12 protein-coding genes are annotated in these 19,463 nt (G+C 66.3%); 5 read left to right on the top strand and 7 right to left on the bottom strand.

Translation table 11 applies throughout. The annotated features are described in order from the left end of the window. Nucleotides 1-228 precede the first annotated feature (228 nt). Nucleotides 229-855, bottom strand: a complete 627-nt coding sequence (locus I0D00_RS02450) for a LysE family translocator (RefSeq protein ID WP_213638173.1) — start codon at nucleotides 853-855, stop codon at nucleotides 229-231. Nucleotides 856-924: 69 nt separating this feature from the next. Further along, complete coding sequence (locus I0D00_RS02445) at nucleotides 925-2,274, bottom strand: NCS2 family permease (RefSeq protein ID WP_213638172.1); 1,350 nt, start codon at nucleotides 2,272-2,274, stop codon at nucleotides 925-927. Nucleotides 2,275-2,907: 633 nt separating this feature from the next. On the opposite strand from I0D00_RS02445, the gene I0D00_RS02440 reads away from it, so the two are divergent. Further along, a complete protein-coding gene (locus tag I0D00_RS02440; protein WP_213638171.1) occupies nucleotides 2,908-3,675 on the top strand; it encodes a GntR family transcriptional regulator in 768 nt (255 codons plus the stop codon). 68 nt (nucleotides 3,676-3,743) lie between these two features. Here the strand turns inward: I0D00_RS02440 and guaD are convergent, their stop codons facing one another. From guaD to xdhA, 4 genes are all read right to left on the bottom strand, one after another. Then, on the bottom strand, nucleotides 3,744-5,048 hold the full coding sequence (guaD, locus tag I0D00_RS02435) for a guanine deaminase (protein WP_213638170.1): 1,305 nt from the start codon (nucleotides 5,046-5,048) through the stop codon (nucleotides 3,744-3,746). Nucleotides 5,049-5,118: 70 nt separating this feature from the next. After that, the gene (gene xdhC, locus I0D00_RS02430; RefSeq protein ID WP_213638169.1) at nucleotides 5,119-5,955 is read right to left on the bottom strand and encodes a xanthine dehydrogenase accessory protein XdhC; all 837 of its coding nucleotides are present in this window, start codon (nucleotides 5,953-5,955) and stop codon (nucleotides 5,119-5,121) included. A gap of 207 nt (nucleotides 5,956-6,162) precedes the next feature. After that, nucleotides 6,163-8,556: a xanthine dehydrogenase molybdopterin binding subunit gene (xdhB, locus tag I0D00_RS02425; protein ID WP_213638168.1), complete on the bottom strand. Its 2,394-nt coding sequence runs from the start codon at nucleotides 8,554-8,556 to the stop codon at nucleotides 6,163-6,165. After that, a complete protein-coding gene (xdhA, locus tag I0D00_RS02420) occupies nucleotides 8,549-9,988 on the bottom strand; it encodes a xanthine dehydrogenase small subunit (RefSeq protein ID WP_213638167.1) in 1,440 nt (479 codons plus the stop codon). The genes xdhB and xdhA overlap by 8 nt, the downstream gene beginning before the upstream one ends. A gap of 411 nt (nucleotides 9,989-10,399) precedes the next feature. Here xdhA and I0D00_RS02415 point away from each other — a divergent pair, with 411 nt between their 5' ends. From I0D00_RS02415 to ligA, 4 genes are all read left to right on the top strand, one after another. Next, nucleotides 10,400-11,062: a GntR family transcriptional regulator gene (locus tag I0D00_RS02415; RefSeq protein WP_213638166.1), complete on the top strand. Its 663-nt coding sequence runs from the start codon at nucleotides 10,400-10,402 to the stop codon at nucleotides 11,060-11,062. Nucleotides 11,063-11,065: 3 nt separating this feature from the next. Continuing rightward, a complete protein-coding gene (smc, locus tag I0D00_RS02410; RefSeq protein ID WP_213638165.1) occupies nucleotides 11,066-14,554 on the top strand; it encodes a chromosome segregation protein SMC in 3,489 nt (1,162 codons plus the stop codon). Nucleotides 14,555-14,775: 221 nt separating this feature from the next. Further along, nucleotides 14,776-15,603: a cell division protein ZipA gene (zipA, locus tag I0D00_RS02405; RefSeq protein ID WP_213638164.1), complete on the top strand. Its 828-nt coding sequence runs from the start codon at nucleotides 14,776-14,778 to the stop codon at nucleotides 15,601-15,603. A gap of 62 nt (nucleotides 15,604-15,665) precedes the next feature. Beyond that, complete coding sequence (gene ligA / locus I0D00_RS02400; RefSeq protein WP_213638163.1) at nucleotides 15,666-18,047, top strand: NAD-dependent DNA ligase LigA; 2,382 nt, start codon at nucleotides 15,666-15,668, stop codon at nucleotides 18,045-18,047. 125 nt (nucleotides 18,048-18,172) lie between these two features. Here ligA and I0D00_RS02395 read toward each other — a convergent pair whose 3' ends face one another. Beyond that, nucleotides 18,173-19,048 (bottom strand): response regulator transcription factor, encoded by an 876-nt coding sequence (locus I0D00_RS02395; RefSeq protein WP_213638162.1) that lies wholly within the window; start codon nucleotides 19,046-19,048, stop codon nucleotides 18,173-18,175. Nucleotides 19,049-19,463: the final 415 nt, after the last annotated feature.

Here is a 19,463-nt window from a genome sequence, read left to right as displayed (position 1 = left end):
CGATAGACAACGCGGACGGTTGCAGGCGGTAGCTATTCTGTCGGCTGGGCGATGCGGAGCTTTACCGAATACGACCGCAATTGTCGCAGGCGCGCGCTAAACCGTCGTACCTGGGCATCGGCAAGGGGCGTTCGAGGCGAGGGCGGCGTTCGAGCCGAGCCGCGAGTACGGCTTGCAAGGGGCGAAGGTGGGAGGGAGCGGGGCGGCGCACGGGGCCGCCCGCTGCGGTCAACGACTCAGCAGGGAGGCCGTGCCGGCACCGGCGAACAGGCCGGCGCTGATGCGGTTGAACCACGCCTGGCCCTTGCCCGAGCGCAGGTAGCGCGCGGCGCCGCGGGCGCCGAGGCCGTAGAACAGCTTGCAGCCCAGGTCCAGCACGGTCCAGGTGAGGATCAGCAGCAGCAACTGGCCGAGCAGTGGTCGATCGGCGCTGAGGAACTGCGGCAGGAAGGCGGCGAAGAACAGAATGTCCTTGGGGTTGCTGGCGCCCAGGCCGAAGGCCTTCCAGAACATGCTGCGAAAGCTGGGGTTGACCGGCTGCTCCTCGGCCTGCGTCGGCCGGGCGGCCTGCCGCGATTGCTGCCAGCTCTGCCAGGCGAGGTAGAACAGGTAGAGGGCGCCGATCAGCTTGAGGATGCTGAACAGCTGTTCCGAGGCCAGCAACAGGGCGCCCAGGCCGAGTGCCGAGGCGCTGAGCAGGCAGATCGACGCGCAGACGCCGCCGAGAAAGGCCGGCAGGGAGCGACGCAGGCCATAGTTCAGGCTGTTGCTCACCATCAGCAGGGACAGCGGGCCGGGGATCAGGATCACGACCAGTGCGGCGCTGGCGAACAGCAGCCAGGTTTCCAGGCTCATCGGGTGGCCTCCTCAAGTGACGAAACCCCGGCGCTGGCGCGCCGGGGTCGGGTACAGCTCAAGCGAACCTTACAGGAAGGCGAACTTGGCGATAAAGATGATGCACAACACGTAGAGGCTGACGGAGACCTTGTCGCGCTGGCCGGTGAGCAGCTTCAACGTGGCGTAGGTCAGAAAGCCCAGGGCGATGCCGTTGGCGATGGAGAAGGTCAGCGGCATCATCACCACGGTGACGATGGCCGGGATGGTGTCGGTGAGGTCTTCCCAGTCGATATGCGCCATGCCGCTCATCATCAGCATCGCCACATAGATCAGCGCGCCGGCGGTGGCGTAAGCCGGAATCATCCCGGCCAGCGGGGCGAAGAACATCGCCGCGAGGAACAGCACGCCGACGGTGACTGCGGTGAGGCCGGTGCGGCCGCCGGCGGCGACGCCCGAGGCGCTTTCCACGTAGCTGGTCACCGGCGGGCAACCGACCATGGAGCCGATCACGCTGGAGGTGCTGTCGGCCTTCAGGGCCTTGGACAGGTTCTGGATCTTGCCGTCCTCATCCACCAGGTTGGCGCGGTGGGCGACGCCCATCAGGGTGCCGGCAGTGTCGAACATGTTGACGAACAGGAACGCCAGGATGACGCTGACCATGGTCACGTTGAAGGCGCCGGCGATGTCCATGGCCAGGAAGGTCGGGGCCAGGCTCGGCGGCATCGACACCAGGCCATTGTACTCGACCAGACCCAGACCCCAGCCGATGGCAGTGACGCCCAGCATGCTGAAGAGGATGGCGCCGAACACATTGCGGTGGCTGAGCACGGCAATCAGCAGGAAACACACCGCGGCCAGCAGGGCCGAGGGCTCGCCGAAGGAGCCCATGGTCAGCAGGGTGGCGGGGCTGTCGACGACTATGCCGGCGGTCTTCAGACCGATCAGGCCGAGGAACAGGCCGACCCCGGCGCCCATGGCGAAGCGCAGGCTCATGGGAATGCTGTTGAGCAGCCATTCGCGGATGCGCGACAGGCTCATGATCATGAACAGGATGCCGGAGATGAACACCGCCCCCAGGGCGATCTGCCAGCTGTAGCCCATCTCGCCGACCACCGTATAGGTGAAGAAGGCGTTCAGGCCCATGCCCGGTGCCAGGCCGACCGGCCAGTTGGCGTACAGGCCCATGAGGAAGCAGCCGAGGGCGGCGCCGATACAGGTGGCGACGAACGCGGCGCCGTGATCGACGCCGGCGTTGGCCATGATGTTGGGGTTGACGAAGATGATGTAGGCCATGGTGACGAAGGTCGTCAGGCCGGCCAGCAGTTCGGTCTTGAGGGTGGTGCGATGCTCGGTCAGCTTGAAGAAGCGGTCGAGTAGGCCGACTCTCGCCAGGCCTTGAGTGTGAGTCGCAAGTTGTTCTTGTTTAGCGCTTTCCACAGCGGGTACTCCTCATTTCTCTTGTTGTGTACCACCCAGAGCCATGGACGCTTCAAGCTTCGACTCTCTGAGGCAGGTGGTGCGTGTGGGGTGCTTGCTGGCTTAGTTGTTGACCGAGCGGTCAGGAAGTCACCTTGTCGCGATTATGATGTTGTATACAAAAAAAGCAAATAATGTTTTTAGGGCTGTTTGCCCGGTGCCAGGACGCCGCCGGTCGCATCGGGGCCGGGCGAAGATTCGCCGGTGATCGCTGCGCAGTAACATAAAAACCTTATAAATCAATTGAATACGTTGCACGTGAAGAGGCGATCTGGGGCGCAGAAGGCCTGGCTGGCTATTGCTCACCCTGGTCCTGGCGATGACTGACGGACGGATTTGTGAGCAAGAGGGACATTTTTATAAAAAATGGGTTTAGTCATTTCTCGCCGCGCCCGGGTCTGCGGACTCTTTCGATGCGTGGGCTCGGGCAAGCCAAGGGGTGGAGAAACAGTGGGGAGGCTGTCCTGGTTGGTTGAATTGTGTACAATGGCCGGGCCTTTCCTCCGATTTCTTTCCCCGGCTGCTTGCCAGCTACGGGGTGAAACGCAGTAGAGTGCCCGGTACCAGGCCGCCCCTCCTTAGATACGAGCCAGAATGAACGAACAATTGCAGCCCCTTAAGAAGCAGCCGCGAGCAGGCAAGAGCAGCCGCAGCGGGACTCAGGACGATGTCGTCTACGCGCATATCTTCGATGCCATCCTCGAGCAGCGCCTGGCGCCCGGCACCAAGCTGAGTGAAGAGGCCCTGGGCGAGATCTTCGGCGTCAGCCGTACCATCATCCGTCGCGCCTTGTCGCGCCTGGCCCATGAAGGGGTGGTGCTGTTGCGGCCGAACCGTGGTGCGGTGGTGGCCAGCCCGAGCGTCGAGGAGGCGCGGCAGATCTTCTATGCGCGGCGCATGGTCGAACGGGCCATCACCGAACTGGCGGTGGAGCATGCCACCGCCGAGCAGCTCGCCGAGCTGCGCCAGATGGTCGAGGACGAGCATGCCAGTTTCGCCCGGGGCGACCGTGGCGCCGGCATCCGCCTGTCCGGCGAGTTCCACCTGAAGTTGGCCGAGGCGGCGAGGAACGCGCCGCTGATCAGCTTCCAGCGCAGCCTGGTGTCGCAGACCTCGCTGATCATCGCCCAGTACGAAAGCGGCAGCCGCTCGCACTGCTCCTACGACGAACACAACCAGCTGATCGATGCCATAGAGGCGCGCGACGCCGCCAAGGCGGTGACCCTGATGATGCATCACATGGATCATATCGACAGCAAGCTCAACCTCGACGAGGAGAGCGCCTCGGATGACCTGCACGCGGTGTTCTCCCACGTGCTGCAGACCAAGAAGAAGCCGGGACGCAACGGCGCCAATCGCTGATCGAGATTCACCAAAAAGCCCCGCTGCGCAAGCTGCGGGGCTTTTTGGTGGCTGCCCGTCAAGCCGGCTCAGTCGCGACGGTGCACCGACTGGCCGGCGGCGTAGGTCTCCTTCACAGCGCGGTCGTCGCCGAGCATGGTCAGGGCGAACAGCTTCTCGGCCAGGCTCGTGGCCTGCTGCATGCGGTAGGCGATCAGCGGCGTGGCGCGGTAGTCCAGCACCACGAAGTCGGCGTCTTTGCCGCTCTCGAAGTTGCCGATCCTGTCGTCCAGGTACAGCGCATTGGCGCCGCCCAGGGTGGCCAGGTACAGCGACTTGAAGGGGTCGAGCTTCTTGCCCTGCAGCTGCATGACCTTGTAGGCCTCGTTCAGCGACTGCAACTGGCTGAAGCTGGTGCCGGCACCGACGTCGGTGCCCAGGCCGACCCGTACGCCGTGGGCTTCCAGCTTGTTCAGGTCGAACAGACCGCTGCCGAGGAACAGGTTGGAGGTGGGGCAGAAGGCCACGGCCGAGCCGGTCTCGGCCAGGCGCCGGCATTCCTCGTCGCACAGGTGCACGCCGTGGGCGAACACCGAGCGGGCACCGATCAGCCGGTGGTGGTCGTAGACGTCCAGGTAGCCGCTGCGCTCGGGGAACAGCTCCTTGACCCACTCGATCTCCTTGCGGTTCTCGGACAGGTGGGTGTGCATGTACAGGTTCGGGTACTCACCCAGCAGCTTGCCGGCCAGGGCCAATTGTTCCGGGCTGCTGGTGGGGGCGAAGCGCGGGGTCACCGCGTAGTGCAGGCGGCCCTTGCCATGCCAGCGCTCGATCAGCTCCTTGCTGTCGGCGTAGCCGGATTCCGGCGTGTCGGTCAGGTAGTCCGGGGCGTTGCGGTCCATCAGCACCTTGCCGGCGATCATCCGCAGGTTCAGCGCCCGGGCCGCCTCGAAGAAGGCGTCCACCGACTGCTTGTGCACGCTGCCGAACACCAGGGCGGTGGTGGTGCCGTTGCGCAGCAGCTCCTTGAGGAAGATGCCGGCGACATCGCTGGCATGGGCCTGGTCGGCAAACTGCCGCTCGGTGGGGAAGGTGTAGGTGTTCAGCCAGTCCAGCAGCTGTTCGCCGTAGGAGGCGATCATGCCGGTCTGCGGGTAGTGGATGTGGGTGTCGATGAAGCCGGGGGTGATCAGGGCGTCGCGGTATTCGACGACCTCCACGTCCTTGAGCGTGGGCAGCAGCTCGGCGGCATGGCCGACCCCGGCGATATGGCCGTTCTCGACCAGCAGCAGGCCATCCTCGAAGTACTCATAGGAGCGCTCGACCCCGACCACGGCGGGGTCGGCGAGGTTGTGCAGGATGGCGGCGCGGTAGGCTTTCAGGTGGCTGGACATTCGATACATCTCGGTCTCGGGGCATCTGCGCCCCTGGCTTAGGTGGTGTTGGCGGTGTGCGGCGCGCCGCCTAGGACTGGGCGCGGCGCGAGGCCGGCAGCAGCTTGGCGATGCTCGGCTGGCCCTTTTTCACGTCCTGGCCGAAGGCGGCGTTGTAGGTGGCGATCACCTCGCCGGCGATGGACACGGCGATCTCCACCGGCAGCTTGCCCTTGACCTCGGCCAGGCCCATGGGGCAGCGCATGCGCTGCACCAGCTCGGGGGCGAAGCCGCGCTCGCGCAGGCGGTGTTCGAACTTGACGCGCTTGGTCTGCGAGCCGATCAGGCCGTAGTAGGCGAAATCGCCCCGTTTGAGAATCGCGGCGGTCAGTTCCAGGTCGAGCTGGTGGTTGTGGGTCATGACGATGAAGTAGCTGCCCGGTGGCATGTTCTCCACCTCGTCGACCACCTCGTCGTTGACCACCTTCTCCACCCCGGCGGGCAGCTGTGCGGGGAACTCGTGATCCCGCGAGTCGATCCAGCGCACCTTGCACGGCAGGCTGGCGAGCAGCGGCACCAGGGCGCGGCCGACATGGCCGGCGCCGAACACGGCGATCTGCGCCTGGGGCTGGCCCATGGGTTCGAACAGCAGCACGGTGGCGCCGCCGCAGCATTGGCCGAGGCTGGCGCCGAGGCTGAAGCGCTCCAGGCGCGTGTCCTGGCTGCGCTTCTCGAGCATCTCGCGGGCCAGTTGCATGGCCTTGTATTCCAGATGGCCGCCGCCGATGGTCTCGAAGGTGCGCGCGGCGGTGACCACCATCTTCGAGCCGGCGTTGCGCGGTGTCGAGCCGCGCTCCTCGATGATGGTCACCAGTACGCAGGGTTCACCCTGCTGCTGCAGTTCGGCCAGTGCGCTGATCCAACTCATTTGCTCAGCCTCCAGGTCGGCGGCGTTTGTCCCGGGCGCGGCAGGCGCCAGTTGCTCGGCGAGGGTTCCAGAATCGGCACCGGAGCCGGGCGTGCGGGTTGGCTATTCGGTTCGGTGTGTTTTGTCATTGTTGTTCACCTTTGGCTGATTGTAGGAGCGGGCCATGCCCGCGATGCGGGTTCGCGGGCATGGCCCGCTCCTACGGTTCTATGCCAGTTCGATCTCGGCAGCTGCGGCCTTGGCCGGTTGCTGCAGTTTCTTCACCTGCTCCACGCCCCAGAGCACGCGTTCCGGGGTGGCCGGGGCGTCGATCAGCGGCTGCACCTTGTAGTCGCCGAGGCTGGCCACCGCATCCTTGATCGCACACCACACGGCGATGCCGAGCATGAACGGCGGCTCGCCCACGGCCTTGGAGTGGAACACCGTGTCCTCCGGGTTCTTGCGGTTCTCCACCAGCTTGACCCGCAGGTCCAGCGGCATGTCGGCGATGGCCGGGATCTTGTAGCTGGCCGGGCCATTGGTCATCAGCTTGCCCTTGGCGTTCCACACCAGCTCTTCCATGGTCAGCCAGCCCATGCCCTGGACGAAGGCGCCTTCTACCTGGCCGATGTCGATGGCCGGGTTCAGCGAGGCGCCGACGTCGTGCAGGATGTCGGTGCGCAGCATCTTGTACTCGCCGGTCAGGGTGTCGACCAGCACCTCGGCGCAGGCGGCGCCGTAGGCGAAGTAGTAGAAGGGGCGGCCGGCGGCCTTGTCGCGGTCGTAGTAGATTTTCGGCGTGCGGTAGAAGCCGGTGGACGACAGCGACACCTGGTTGAAGTAGGCCTTCTGGATCAGCTCCTCGAAGCTCAGGAACTGCTCGCGCACGCGCACCTGGCCGTTGCGGAACTCGACGTCCTCCGGGGTGACCCTGTACTCGCGCACCAGGAAGTCCACCAGGCGCTGCTTGAGGGTCTCGGCGGCGTTCTGTGCGGCCTTGCCGTTGAGGTCGGCGCCGCTGGAGGCAGCGGTCGGCGAGGTATTGGGCACCTTGTCGGTATTGGTCGCGGTGATCTGGATGCGCGAGATGTCGACCTGCAGCACCTCGGCGACTATCTGCGCGACCTTGGTGTTGAGGCCCTGGCCCATCTCGGTGCCGCCGTGGTTCAGGTGGATCGAACCGTCGGTGTAGATATGAATCAGCGCGCCGGCCTGGTTGAGGAAGGTCGCGGTGAAGCTGATGCCGAATTTCACCGGGGTCAGCGCCAGGCCCTTCTTCAGCACCGGGCTTTTTTTGTTGAATTCAAGAATTTCACGGCGGCGCTGGGCGTAATCGCTGCTGGCTTCCAACTCGGCGGTCATCTCATGGATGACGTTGTGTTCGACGGTCTGGTGGTAATGGGTGACGTTGCGCTCGTGCTTGCCGTAGTAGTTGCGCTTGCGCACTTCCAGCGGGTCCTTGCCCAGTTTGCGCGCCACGGCGTCCATGACTTCTTCGATGGCGACCATGCCCTGGGGGCCGCCGAAGCCGCGGTAGGCGGTGTTCGAGGCGGTGTTGGTCTTGCAGCGATGGCCGTTGATGGTGGCATTGCCGAGGAAGTAGGCGTTGTCCGAGTGGAACATCGCGCGGTCGACGATGGAGCCGGACAGGTCCGGCGAGTAGCCGCAGTTGCCCGCCAGTTCCATCTGGATGCCGTGCAGCAGGCCGTCGTCGTCGAAGCCGACGTCGTACTCGACGTAGAAGGGGTGGCGCTTGCCGGTGATGCTCATGTCTTCCATGCGCGGCAGGCGCATCTTGGTCGGCCGGCCGGTGAGGTGGGCGATCACCGCGCACAGGCAGGCGGGACCGGCGGCCTGGGTTTCCTTGCCGCCGAAGCCGCCGCCCATGCGGCGCATGTCGATGACGATCTTGTGCATGGGCACGCCGAGCACTTCGGCGACCAGTTTCTGTACTTCGGTGGCGTTCTGCGTCGAGGTGTAGACCAGCATGCCGCCATCTTCGGTGGGCATTACCGAGGAGATCTGCGTCTCCAGGTAGAAATGTTCCTGGCCGCCGATGTGCAGCTTGCCCTGCAGGCGGTTCGGTGCGCTGGCCAGGGCGGCGGCCGAGTCGCCGATGCGGTGCTGGTGGCTGTCGAGGACGAAGTGCTGCTTGCGCAGCGCTTCTTCCACGTCCAGTACCGGCTCCAGGTCCTCGTACTCGATGATCGCCGCCATGGCCGCCTTGCGTGCGGTCTCCAGGCTGTCGGCGCCGACCGCGAGCACCACCTGGCCGACGTACTCGACCTTGCCGTCGGCCAGCAGCGGATCGCCGGCGACCACCGGGCCGATGTCCAGCTGGCCGGGTACGTCTTTGCTGGTGATGGCGATGGCCACTCCGGGAATGGCGTAGCAGGGGCTGGTGTCGATCTTGACGATGCGGGCATGGGCGCGCTCGCTCATCCGCGCATAGACGTGCAGCTGGTTGGGAAACTCCAGGCGGTCGTCGACGTACACCGCCTCGCCGGAGACGTGCTTGTCCGCACTCTCGTGCTTGACGCTGCGGCCGACGCCGGTGGTGATGCCGGCGCGGAACAGTTCGGCCAGCTCTTCCTGAGATTTGTGTTGGATGTGGTTAGACATAGGCGGTCACCCGGGTTTCGACTTCGGGAGCTTGCAGCTCGAGGAAGAATTTGCGCAGCAGGTTCTGCGCGGTGAGCAGGCGGTATTCCTTGCTGGCGCGGAAGTCGCTGAGCGGGGTGAAATCCTCGGCCAGCGCGGCGCAGGCGCGTTCGATCACCTCCGGATACCAGCCGGCGCCGTTCAGGGCGGCTTCGCAGGCGGCGGCGCGCTTGGGGATGGCGGCCATGCCGCCGAAGGCGATGCGGGCCTGCTTCACCACGCCGTCCTCGATGTGCAGGTTGAAGGCGGCGCACACGGCCGAGATGTCGTCGTCCAGGCGCTTGGACACCTTGTAGGCGCGGAACGCCTGGTTGGCCCGGGCGCGCGGCACAATGATCTTCTCGATGAACTCGGCTTCCTCGCGGGCGGTGACCTTGTAGTCGAGGAAGTAGTCCTCCAGGGCCAGGCTGCGGCTGCTGTTGCCCTTGCGCAGGACGATCTGCGCGCCGAGGGCGATCAGCAGCGGCGGGGCGTCGCCGATCGGCGAGGCGTTGCCGATGTTGCCGCCGAGGGTGCCCTGGTTGCGGATCTGCAGGGAGGCGAAGCGGTGCAGCAGCTCGCCGAAGTCCGGGTAGTCCTCGGCCAGTGCCGCGTAGCAGTCGGACAGCACGGTGGCGGCGCCGATCTCGATGCTGTCGGCGGTGACGTTGACGCGTTTCATCGACTCGATGTGGCCGACATAGATCATCACCGGCAGTTCGCGGTGGAACTGGGTGACCTCCAGGGCCAGGTCGGTGCCGCCGGCGAGCAGGCGCGCCTGCGGGTTGGCGGCGTAGAGCTCGGCCAGGTCGGCGACGGTCAGCGGCAGCAGGCAGCGCTTGTCGCCGCTGTTGAGCTCGGCGGTCTCGCGCGGGGCGATGGCCTTCAGCTGGGCGACGGTCTCGGCCTCGCAGGCGTCGAACTGGTCGGGCTGCTTCTGGCAGCAGGCCTGCTCGGCGGCGTCGATGATCGGCCGGTAGCCGGTACAGCGGCACAGGTTGCCGGCCAGGGCTTCCATCGTCTCGGCCTTGTCATAGCCATTCGAGTTCTTCTGCAGGGCGAACAGCGACATGACGAAGCCTGGGGTGCAGAAGCCGCACTGCGAGCCGTGGCAGTCGACCATGGCCTGCTGCACGCTGTGCAGCCTGCCCTGGTGCTTGAGGTCTTCGACCGTGATCAGTTGCTTGCCGTGCAGGGAGGAGACGAAGGTCAGGCAGGAGTTCAGGGTGCGGTAGCGGATGCGCTCGCCGTCCAGTTCGCCGACCACCACGGTGCAGGCACCGCAGTCGCCGGAGGCACAGCCTTCTTTGGTGCCGGGCTTGCCGAGGTGCTCGCGCAGGTAGTTGAGCACGGTGACGTTAGGATCGAGTCGCTGCTCTGTACGCAGCTCCCGGTTGAGTAAAAACTGGATCAAGGACGACCTCCAGGCACTTTATTGTTCTTTACGAGCGACTCGTACAGGGCGAACGGACGGCATTGGCGCCCGTTCTGTCATGGGGCAAATCTAGGGTTTTCTGACTTTTGGGTCAACAAATATTTGACCCAGTGGTCAGGTGATTGTCATGCGATTCGGTTATGAGGCCTGGTCGGCCCTGGCGCTGGAAGTAGAGGCTAGCCCTTTTCGCCCCGGCGCCATCCCGGGCCGCGGCAGTTGACGAACCCGGGCGTGCCTGCCACGGGGGGCGGGACGCGCTTGCCTGGCATTGGCCGGCAACCGCCCTGTGCTACACTCGCGCCCCGCGCCAGCCCCTCCAGCGCCGCTACGGCGGGGGCCATGGCCGCACTGTCGCCTGCCCCGCAAGGTCCATGGAGCCCAAGGAAAATCATGACGTTCAAGGCCTCGGACAGCCTCGCCGAACAGATCGCCCATTACCTCGCGGAACGCATCATTCGTGGTGAGATGAAGGCGTGCGAGCGTATTCAGGAGCAGAAGGTCACCCAGGCGCTCAACGTCAGCCGCGGTTCGGTGCGCGAGGCCCTGCTGATTCTCGAGCGCCGGCATCTGGTGGTGATCCTGCCGCGCCGCGGCGCCCAGGTGAGCGAACTGACGCCGCACAAGGTCAAGAGCCTCTACGCCCTGGTCGTCGAGCTCTATGTCCTGCTGGCCCGGGCGGTGGCCGACGGCTGGCGCGAGGAGGCGGATCTGGCGCCGTTCCTGGCCATCCAGCGGCAGCTGGTGGAGAGCCAGCGGCGCGAGGATATCAACGCCTTCGTCGAGTACAGCTTCGATGTCATGCGCGCGGCCTTTCCCTTCGCCGACAACCCCTATCTGCAGGAGACCGTGGAGAACCTGCTGCCGGCGATCAGCCGCTCCTACCACCTGGTCCTGGAGCGCCGCAAGGGCGAGATGGCGCGCTATCTCGCCACCTTCGCCGAGCTGTTGCAGGCCATCGTCGAGCGCGATCACCCGCGCGCCCGCGAGCTGCTGCTGGGCTATGGCGAACACAACTGCCAGCTGGTCCTGGCGACCCTGGCCGAGCAGCGCTAAGCCATGCGCCTGAAGTGCATCAAGCTGGCCGGCTTCAAGTCCTTCGTCGACCCGACCACCGTGAGCTTTCCGAGCAACATGGCGGCGGTGGTCGGGCCCAACGGCTGCGGCAAGTCCAACATCATCGACGCGGTGCGCTGGGTGATGGGCGAGAGTTCGGCGAAGAACCTCCGCGGCGAGTCGATGACCGACGTCATCTTCAACGGCTCCAACACGCGCAAGCCGGTGACCCAGGCGAGCATCGAGCTGATCTTCGACAACTCCGACGCCACCCTGGTCGGCGAGTACGCCGGCTATAACGAGATATCCATCCGTCGCCGGGTGACCCGCGACAGCCAGAACACCTATTTCCTCAACGGCACCAAGTGCCGCCGCCGCGACATCACCGACATCTTCCTCGGCACCGGCCTGGGCCCGCGCAGCTACTCGATCATCGAGCAGGGCATGATCAGCAAGCTGATCGAGGCCAAGCCCGAGGACCTGCGCAACTTCATCGAGGAAGCTGCCGGCATCTCCAAGTACAAGGAGCGCCGCCGCGAGACCGAGAACCGCATCCGCCGCACCCACGAGAACCTGGCGCGCCTGACCGACCTGCGCGAGGAGCTTGAGCGCCAGCTCGAGCGCCTGCAACGCCAGGCCCAGGCGGCGGAGAAGTACCAGCAGTACAAGGCCGAGGAGCGTCAGCTCAAGGCCCAGCTCACCGCCCTGCGCTGGCAGGCGCTGAACCAGCAGGTGGGCCAGCGCGAGGCGGTGATCGGCAATCAGGAGGTCGGGTTCGAGGCGCTGGTGGCCGAGCAGCGCAACGCCGATGCCAGCATCGAGCGCCTGCGCGACGGCCATCACGAGCTCTCCGAGCGCTTCAGCCTGGTGCAGGGGCGTTTCTACTCGGTCGGCGGCGACATCGCCCGGGTCGAGCAGAGCATCCAGCACGGCCAGCAGCGCCTGCGCCAGCTGCAGGACGACCTGCGCGAGGCCGAACGGGCGCGCCAGGAGACCGAGTCGCACCTGGGCCACGACCGCACCCTGCTGGCCACCCTGGGCGAAGAGCTGGCCATGCTCGAACCCGAGCAGGAACTGACCAGCGCCGCCGCCGAAGAGGCCGCCGCCGCCCTGGAGGAAGCCGAGAGTGCCATGCACGGCTGGCAGGATCAGTGGGACGGCTTCAATCAGCGCAGCGCCGAGCCGCGCCGCCAGGCCGAGGTGCAGCAATCGCGCATCCAGCAGCTGGAGCAGAGCCTGGAACGCCTGGCCGAACGCCAGCGTCGCCTGGGCGACGAATTGCAGCAGCTGGTCGCCGACCCGGAAGACGCGGCGATCATCGAACTGGGCGAGCAGATCGCCGCCGCCGAGCTGGAGCAGGAACAACTGCAGGCGGACGAGCAGCAGCAGGCGGAACGCCTGCAACAGCTGCGCGACGAACTGCAGCAGGCCGGCCAGGCGCAGCAGCAGGCTCAGGGCGAGCTGCAACGTCTGCAGGGCCGCCTGGCCTCGCTGGAGGCCCTGCAACAGGCGGCGCTCGATCCGGGCGCGGGCACCGGTGACTGGCTGCGCGCGCAGGGCCTGGCCGAGCGTCCGCGCCTGGCCGAGGGCCTGCGGGTCGAGGCTGGCTGGGAGTTGGCGGTGGAAACCGTGCTCGGCGCCGATCTGCAGGCGGTGCTGCTGGACGATTTCGCGGATCTGGACTTCGCCGCGCTGAGCCAGGGCGAGCTGCGCCTGGCCTGGCCGGCCGCGGCGGGCGGGCGGGTCGCCGGCAGCCTGCTGGACAAGGTCGAGGCGGGCATCGACCTGGCGCCCTGGCTGGCCAGGGTCAGGCCGGTGGCGTCCCTGGAGGAGGCCCTGGCGGGGCGTGCGGCGCTGGCCGAGGGCGAGAGCCTGGTCAGTCGCGACGGCTACTGGGTCGGCCGGCACTTTCTGCGGGTGCGCCGCGCCGGCGAGGCGGAAAGTGGCGTGCTGGCCCGTGGCCAGGAGCTGGAGTGCCTGGGGCTGGAGTGCGACGAGCGCGAAGCCGCCCTGGAGCTGCTCGACGAGCGCCTGCTGGCGCTGCGTGACACCCAGCGTCAGCAAGAGGAGCTGCGTGAGCAGCAACGCCGCCAGCTGCAGGAACGAACCCGGCTGCTCGGTGAGTTGAAGGCCAGGCTATCGGCCGGCCAGGCCAAGGCCGAGCAGCTTACCCTGCGTCGGCGCCGGCTCGAGAGCGAGCGGGCCGAACAGGCCGAGCAGCGCGAGCTGGAGCAGGAGCAATTGGGCGAGGCGCGCCTGCAGCTGCAGGACGCCCTCGACGCCATGGCCCTCGACAACGAGCAGCGCGAGACCCTGCTGGCCAGTCGCGACGCGCTGCGCGAGCGGCTCGACCGGGTGCGCCAGGAGGCGCGCCAGCACAAGGACCATGCCCATCAGCTGGCCGTACGCCTGGGCTCCCTGCGGGCGCAGCACGACTCCACCGGCCAGGCCCTCGAGCGCCTGGAGCTGCAGGCCGAGCGCCTGCACGAGAAGCGCGAGCAGCTCAGTCTCAACCTGGAGGAGGGCGAAGCCCCGCTGGAGGAGCTGCGCCTCAAGCTCGAGGAGCTGCTCGACCGGCGCATGGGCGTGGAGGAGGAACTCAAGCAGGCCCGCCTGGCCCTGGAGGACGCCGATCGCGAGCTGCGCGACGCGGAGAAGCGCCGCAGCCAGGCCGAGCAGCAAGCCCAGCTGCTGCGCGGCCAGCTCGAACAGCAGCGCCTGGAGTGGCAGTCGCTGAACGTGCGGCGCAAGGCCCTGCAGGAGCAACTGGCCGAGGACAATTACGACCTGCACGGCGTACTCGCCAGCCTGCCGGCGGACGCCGGCGAGCAGGCCTGGGAAGAGGAACTGGAGCGCCTGGCCGGGCGCATCCAGCGCCTGGGGCCGATCAACCTGGCGGCCATCGACGAGTACCAGCAGCAGTCCGAGCGCAAGCGCTACCTGGATGCCCAGGACGCCGACCTGGTGGAGGCCCTGGATACCCTGGAGAACGTCATCCGCAAGATCGACAAGGAGACCCGCAACCGCTTCAAGGAGACCTTCGACCAGATCAATGGCGGCCTGCAGACCCTGTTCCCCAAGGTGTTCGGTGGCGGCAATGCCTATCTGGAGCTCACCGGCGAAGACCTGCTCGACACCGGCGTGACCATCATGGCGCGGCCGCCGGGCAAGAAGAACAGCACCATCCACCTGCTGTCCGGGGGCGAGAAGGCGCTGACCGCGCTGGCCCTGGTGTTCGCCATCTTCCAGCTCAACCCGGCGCCGTTCTGCATGCTCGACGAGGTGGATGCGCCGCTGGACGACGCCAACGTCGGCCGCTATGCCCGCCTGGTCAAGGAAATGTCGGAGAAGGTGCAGTTCATCTATATCACCCACAACAAGATCGCCATGGAGATGGCCGATCAACTGATGGGCGTCACCATGCACGAGCCGGGCTGCTCGCGCCTGGTGGCGGTGGATGTGGAGGAGGCGCTGGCCATGGTCGAGGCCTGAGGCGTGGGCGCAAAGAAACTGCGCTTTCTAACCCCGCCGCCCGGCTATAACGACCTGTTGGCTGTGTAAAGTTGCCTTTCGTCGTGCTAGCTTAATGCGCACTCTAATTGCGCGTGGAAAACGCCTGTCAGAACATGGAGTTGGCGCCACGCTTCAAGGTCATCGAAGTAAGGGCAGGATGCTCTTTTTCATAGAAAATTCATTAGGGGTCAGGGTATTTCATGGAATTCGGTCTGCGCGAGTGGCTGATCGTCATTGGTATCATCGTCATTGCCGGCATCCTCTTCGATGGCTGGCGGCGCATGCGTGGCGGCAAGGGCAAGTTGAAGTTCAAGCTCGACCGGAGCCTGGTCGGTGGCGCGGACGATGACGGCGATCCCGACCTGCTCGGCCCGCCGCGGGTCGTCGAGCGCCATCAGGAGCCGTCCCTGGACGAGCACGACCTGCCGGCCATGAGCGCCCGCGAGCTCAATCGCCGGCGCACCAGCGAGCCGCGCCAGGGCGACCTGAACCTGGGTCTGGACGAGCCGGTGCCGACCCTGCTCAGCCCCGTCGACGAGGCCGCGGCCGAGAGCCATAACGGCGCCAAGAAGTCGGTCGCCAAAGAGCCGGCACCGGTGGAAGAAGTGCTGGTGATCAACGTGATCGCCCGCGATGGCGAAGGCTTCAAGGGCCCGGCGCTGTTGCAGAACATCCTCGAGAGCGGCCTGCGTTTCGGCGAGATGGACATCTTCCATCGGCACGAAAGCATGGCCGGCAACGGCGAGGTGCTGTTCTCCATGGCCAATGCCCTCAAGCCGGGCACCTTCGACCTGGACGACATCGAGGGCTTCAGCACCCGCGCGGTGAGCTTCTTCCTCGGCCTGCCCGGCCCGCGCCACCCCAAGCAGGCCTTCGACGTGATGGTGGCGGCCGCGCGCAAGCTGGCCCACGAGCTCAACGGCGAGCTGAAGGACGACCAGCGCAGCGTGATGACCGCCCAGACCATAGAGCACTACCGCCAGCGCATCGTCGAGTTCGAGCGCAAGCAGTTGACCAGCAAACGCTAAGTAGCAATTGTTTCGCGAAAAGAGCAGCCCAGGCTGCTCTTTTCGTTTGAGAGATGAAGCCCATGACCGACGCCACCCCCTCCGCAGCCCGTGCCGCCGAACGTATCGCCCAGTTGCGCGACGAGCTGAATGAGCACAACTACCGCTACCACGTGCTCGACGAGCCGAGCATCCCGGATGCCGAGTACGACCGCCTGTATCGCGAGCTGCAGGCCCTGGAGGGCGCCCACCCCGAGCTGGTCAGCGCCGACTCGCCGACCCAGCGCGTCGGCAGCCTGGCCCTGAGCGCCTTCGGTGAGGTCAAGCATGAGGTGCCGATGCTCAGCCTCGGCAACGCCTTCGAGGAGGGCGACCTGCTGGATTTCGACCGCCGCGTGCGCGAGGGGCTGGACCTGCCGGCCGGCGACCTGTTCGGCGCAGGGGCCGAGGTGGAGTACAGCTGCGAGCCCAAGCTGGACGGCCTGGCCGTCAGCCTGCTGTACGAGAACGGCCAGCTGGTGCGTGGCGCCACCCGCGGCGACGGCAGTACCGGCGAGGACATCAGCGTCAACGTGCGCACCGTGCGCAACATCCCGCTGCGCCTGCACGGCAGCGGCTGGCCGGCGGTGCTGGAGGTGCGCGGCGAGGTGTTCATGTCCAAGGCCGGCTTCGAGGCGCTGAACGCGCGCCAGCTGGCGTCCGGCGGCAAGACCTTCGCCAACCCGCGCAACGCGGCGGCCGGCAGTCTGCGCCAGCTGGACCCGAAGATCACCGCCAGCCGTCCGCTGGAGTTGTGCGCCTACGGCATCGGCCGGGTCGAGGGCGAGCTGCCGCAGACCCACGTCGGCATCCTCCAGGCGCTCAAGGGCTGGGGCCTGCCGATCAGTCGCGAACTGAAGCTGGCCAGGGGCGCCCAGGCGTGCCTGGACTACTACCGCGACATCGGCGAGCGGCGCGCGGCGCTGCCCTATGAGATCGATGGCGTGGTGTTCAAGGTCAACAGCCTGGCCCATCAACGCGAGCTGGGCTTCCGTGCGCGCGAGCCGCGCTGGGCGATCGCCCACAAGTTCCCGGCCATGGAGGAGCTGACCGAGCTGCTCGCCGTCGAGTTCCAGGTCGGCCGCACCGGCGCGGTCACCCCGGTGGCGCGCCTGAAGCCGGTCAAGGTGGCGGGGGTCACGGTGTCCAATGCGACCCTGCACAACATGGACGAAGTGGCGCGCCTGGGGCTGATGGTCGGCGACACGGTGATCATCCGCCGCGCCGGCGACGTGATTCCCCAGGTGGTGCAGGTGGTGGCCGAGCGCCGTCCGGCCGCTGCGCAGCCGGTACCGGTGCCCGAGCAATGCCCGGTGTGCGGCTCGCGGGTCGAGCGCACCCAGCTGATCAAGCGCAGCAAGGGCCGGGAGGTAGTGAGCGAGGGTTCGGTGTACCGCTGCGTCGGCCGCCTGGCCTGCGCTGCCCAGCTCAAGCAGGCGATCATCCATTTCGTCTCGCGCCGCGCCATGGACATCGAGGGCCTCGGCGAGAAGAGCGTCGAGCAGTTGGTCGACGAGGGCCTGGTGCGCTCGCCGGCGGACCTGTACAGCCTGACCTTCGACCAGGTCGTCGGCCTGGAGGGCTTCGCCGAGCTGTCGAGCAACAACCTGCTGGCGGCCATCGCCGCCAGCCGCACGCCGAGCCTGGCACGCTTCATCTACGCCTTGGGCATCCCCGATGTCGGCGAGGAAACCGCCAAGCTGCTGGCCCGCGCCCTGGGCTCGCTGGCGCGCATTCAGCAGGCGCTGCCGGAGGTGCTGACCTACCTGCCGGACGTCGGCCTGGAGGTCGCCCATGAGATCCGCAGCTTCTTCGACGACGGCCATAACCAGCAGGTGATCCGTGACCTGCTGGCCCGCGGCATCGAACTGCAGGAGGAGGGCGAGCTGGCCGGGGAGTTCGCCGCCTGCGCCACGCTGGAGGGCTTTCTCGACAAGCTGAACCTCGCCGGCATCGCCACCACGGGGGCGAAGAAGCTGGCCGAGAAGGGCGGCAGCCTGGACGGGGTGATCGCCCTCAGCCAGGACTGGCTGGAGCTGAGCGTGATGAAGGGGCTCAACGAGAAGGCCAAGCAGGCGCTGCGCGAGCATTTCGCCATCCCGGCCAACGTCGAGCGGGCCCGGGCCATCGAGGAGCAGCTGCGCGCGTTCGGCATGCACTGGCAGAGCGAGCGCAAGACCGTCGCCGGCCTGCCCCTGGCCGGGCAGACCTGGGTGCTCACCGGCAGCCTCGAGGTGATGAGCCGCGACGTCGCCAAGGACAAACTGGAAAGCCTGGGCGCCAAGGTGGCCGGCTCGGTATCGGCCAGGACCAGCTGCGTGGTGGCCGGTCCGGGGGCCGGCTCCAAGCTGGCCAAGGCCCAGGAACTGGGGCTGCGGGTGCTGGACGAGGCGGAGTTTCTCGCGGAGCTGAGCCGCCTGGGCTAGGCATGTAGGGTGCGCTGCGCGCAGCAGACGCGCTCTGCCGGCGGTATCCGCTGGATGAAGAGGGCGCCATCCACTCTGCGGGCTATGGCAACGTCGACGGGCGGACCAGGTCTGCCGCGAGGGGGTCAGGCCCTGACGCCGCGAAGCAGGCCTTCGATCAGCTTCTGCGAGGAATCCTCCCCGGCCGAGTCGAGCCCGCCGGGCTGTTCGCAGCGATTCGACTGGCGATACTCGCTGGGGGTGCAGCCGTTGTACTGCTTGAAGGACCGGGCGAAGTAGGACGGGTCCTTGAAGCCGGCCTCGTAACCGATGCTGGTGATGGGCATCTGGCTGTTGTCGAGCAGCTCCTTGGCGAAATCCATGCGCTTGCCGAGGATGTAGTCCATGAAGCCGATCCCCATGACCTCCTTGAACAGGCGGCTGAAGCGAAAACTGGTCATCCCGCAACGCTGCGCCAGCGCCTTCTGGTCGATGTTCTCGCGAAAATTCTCATCGATGTACTGCAGGACCTTGTTCAACGCCTGGTGCTTCTGGTGCGCCGCGGTCATGCGGATGCTGCCCGGAAACGCCGGGTAACGGTCGACCTGGCGCTTCTTGCCCTGGCCGTTGGGATTGCGGCGTAGCTCGCACAGCTGGGTGAGGGCGCGCAGGTAACGACTCCTCTCTGCCTCCGTCAGCGGCAGCACCATGTACTCCCACACCCGGGCGCGCATGGCCCACACGGCCAGCTCCTCGGAGTGCTGCACGGTGAACATGGTGATAGGGATGGAGGGCACGCTGCGCTTGACCTCCAGCAGCAGGTTGAGGCCAAGCGCATCCGGACGGTCGAAGTGCATGCAGATCATGTCCGGCTGCTGCGCGCTGGCGCGTTGCGGCATGGCGGAGGCCACGGCCAGGCGACATTCGCAGCTGGCACTAAAGTGCGCGATCAGCTCGTCAACCGATCGGTCGTGTGTCATGTCGAGCCATAACAGGAATGGCTTGGTGGCCGAGTTAGACATCGCTTCTTAGCTCTGCGCCTTAGTTGTGTCCCCACTTCGAAGTATTGTCAGAATGCCAGTACTGTAAAGATCAACTCTCGATAAAGCGCAGCCTTCTTAGACTTTCGGGTTCTGTATACAGGCTCGAGCCAATGGCTGTGCGGCTCTCCTCTGTCTGGCGATTTCGATCTTTTTCGGATTGCTTCGCCGCTTGCGAATCTTCTTGGGAAGTATTGGCAAGACCCTCCCGTGCAACGGCTTTTCCCGCGTGCTGCCAGGCACTGCGGTTCCGCACGCCGTTTCGCTTGCGTCGCAAAATAGTCCTAGTGTTCCGCAAAACTCTTCTAACCCTTGGGCCTGACCCTTACTAGGGTTCGAGTCAGGCGGGGCAAGAAGTGCCGCCGGTTTCCTGGAAGAACAACTTTCTAGTGAGGTG

It is taken from the genome of Pseudomonas lalucatii, assembly GCF_018398425.1.
Taxonomy (GTDB): Bacteria; Pseudomonadota; Gammaproteobacteria; order Pseudomonadales; family Pseudomonadaceae; genus Aquipseudomonas; species Aquipseudomonas lalucatii.
Note: the sequence above shows the minus strand (reverse complement) of the source record. Positions and strands in the feature narration are given on the sequence as shown.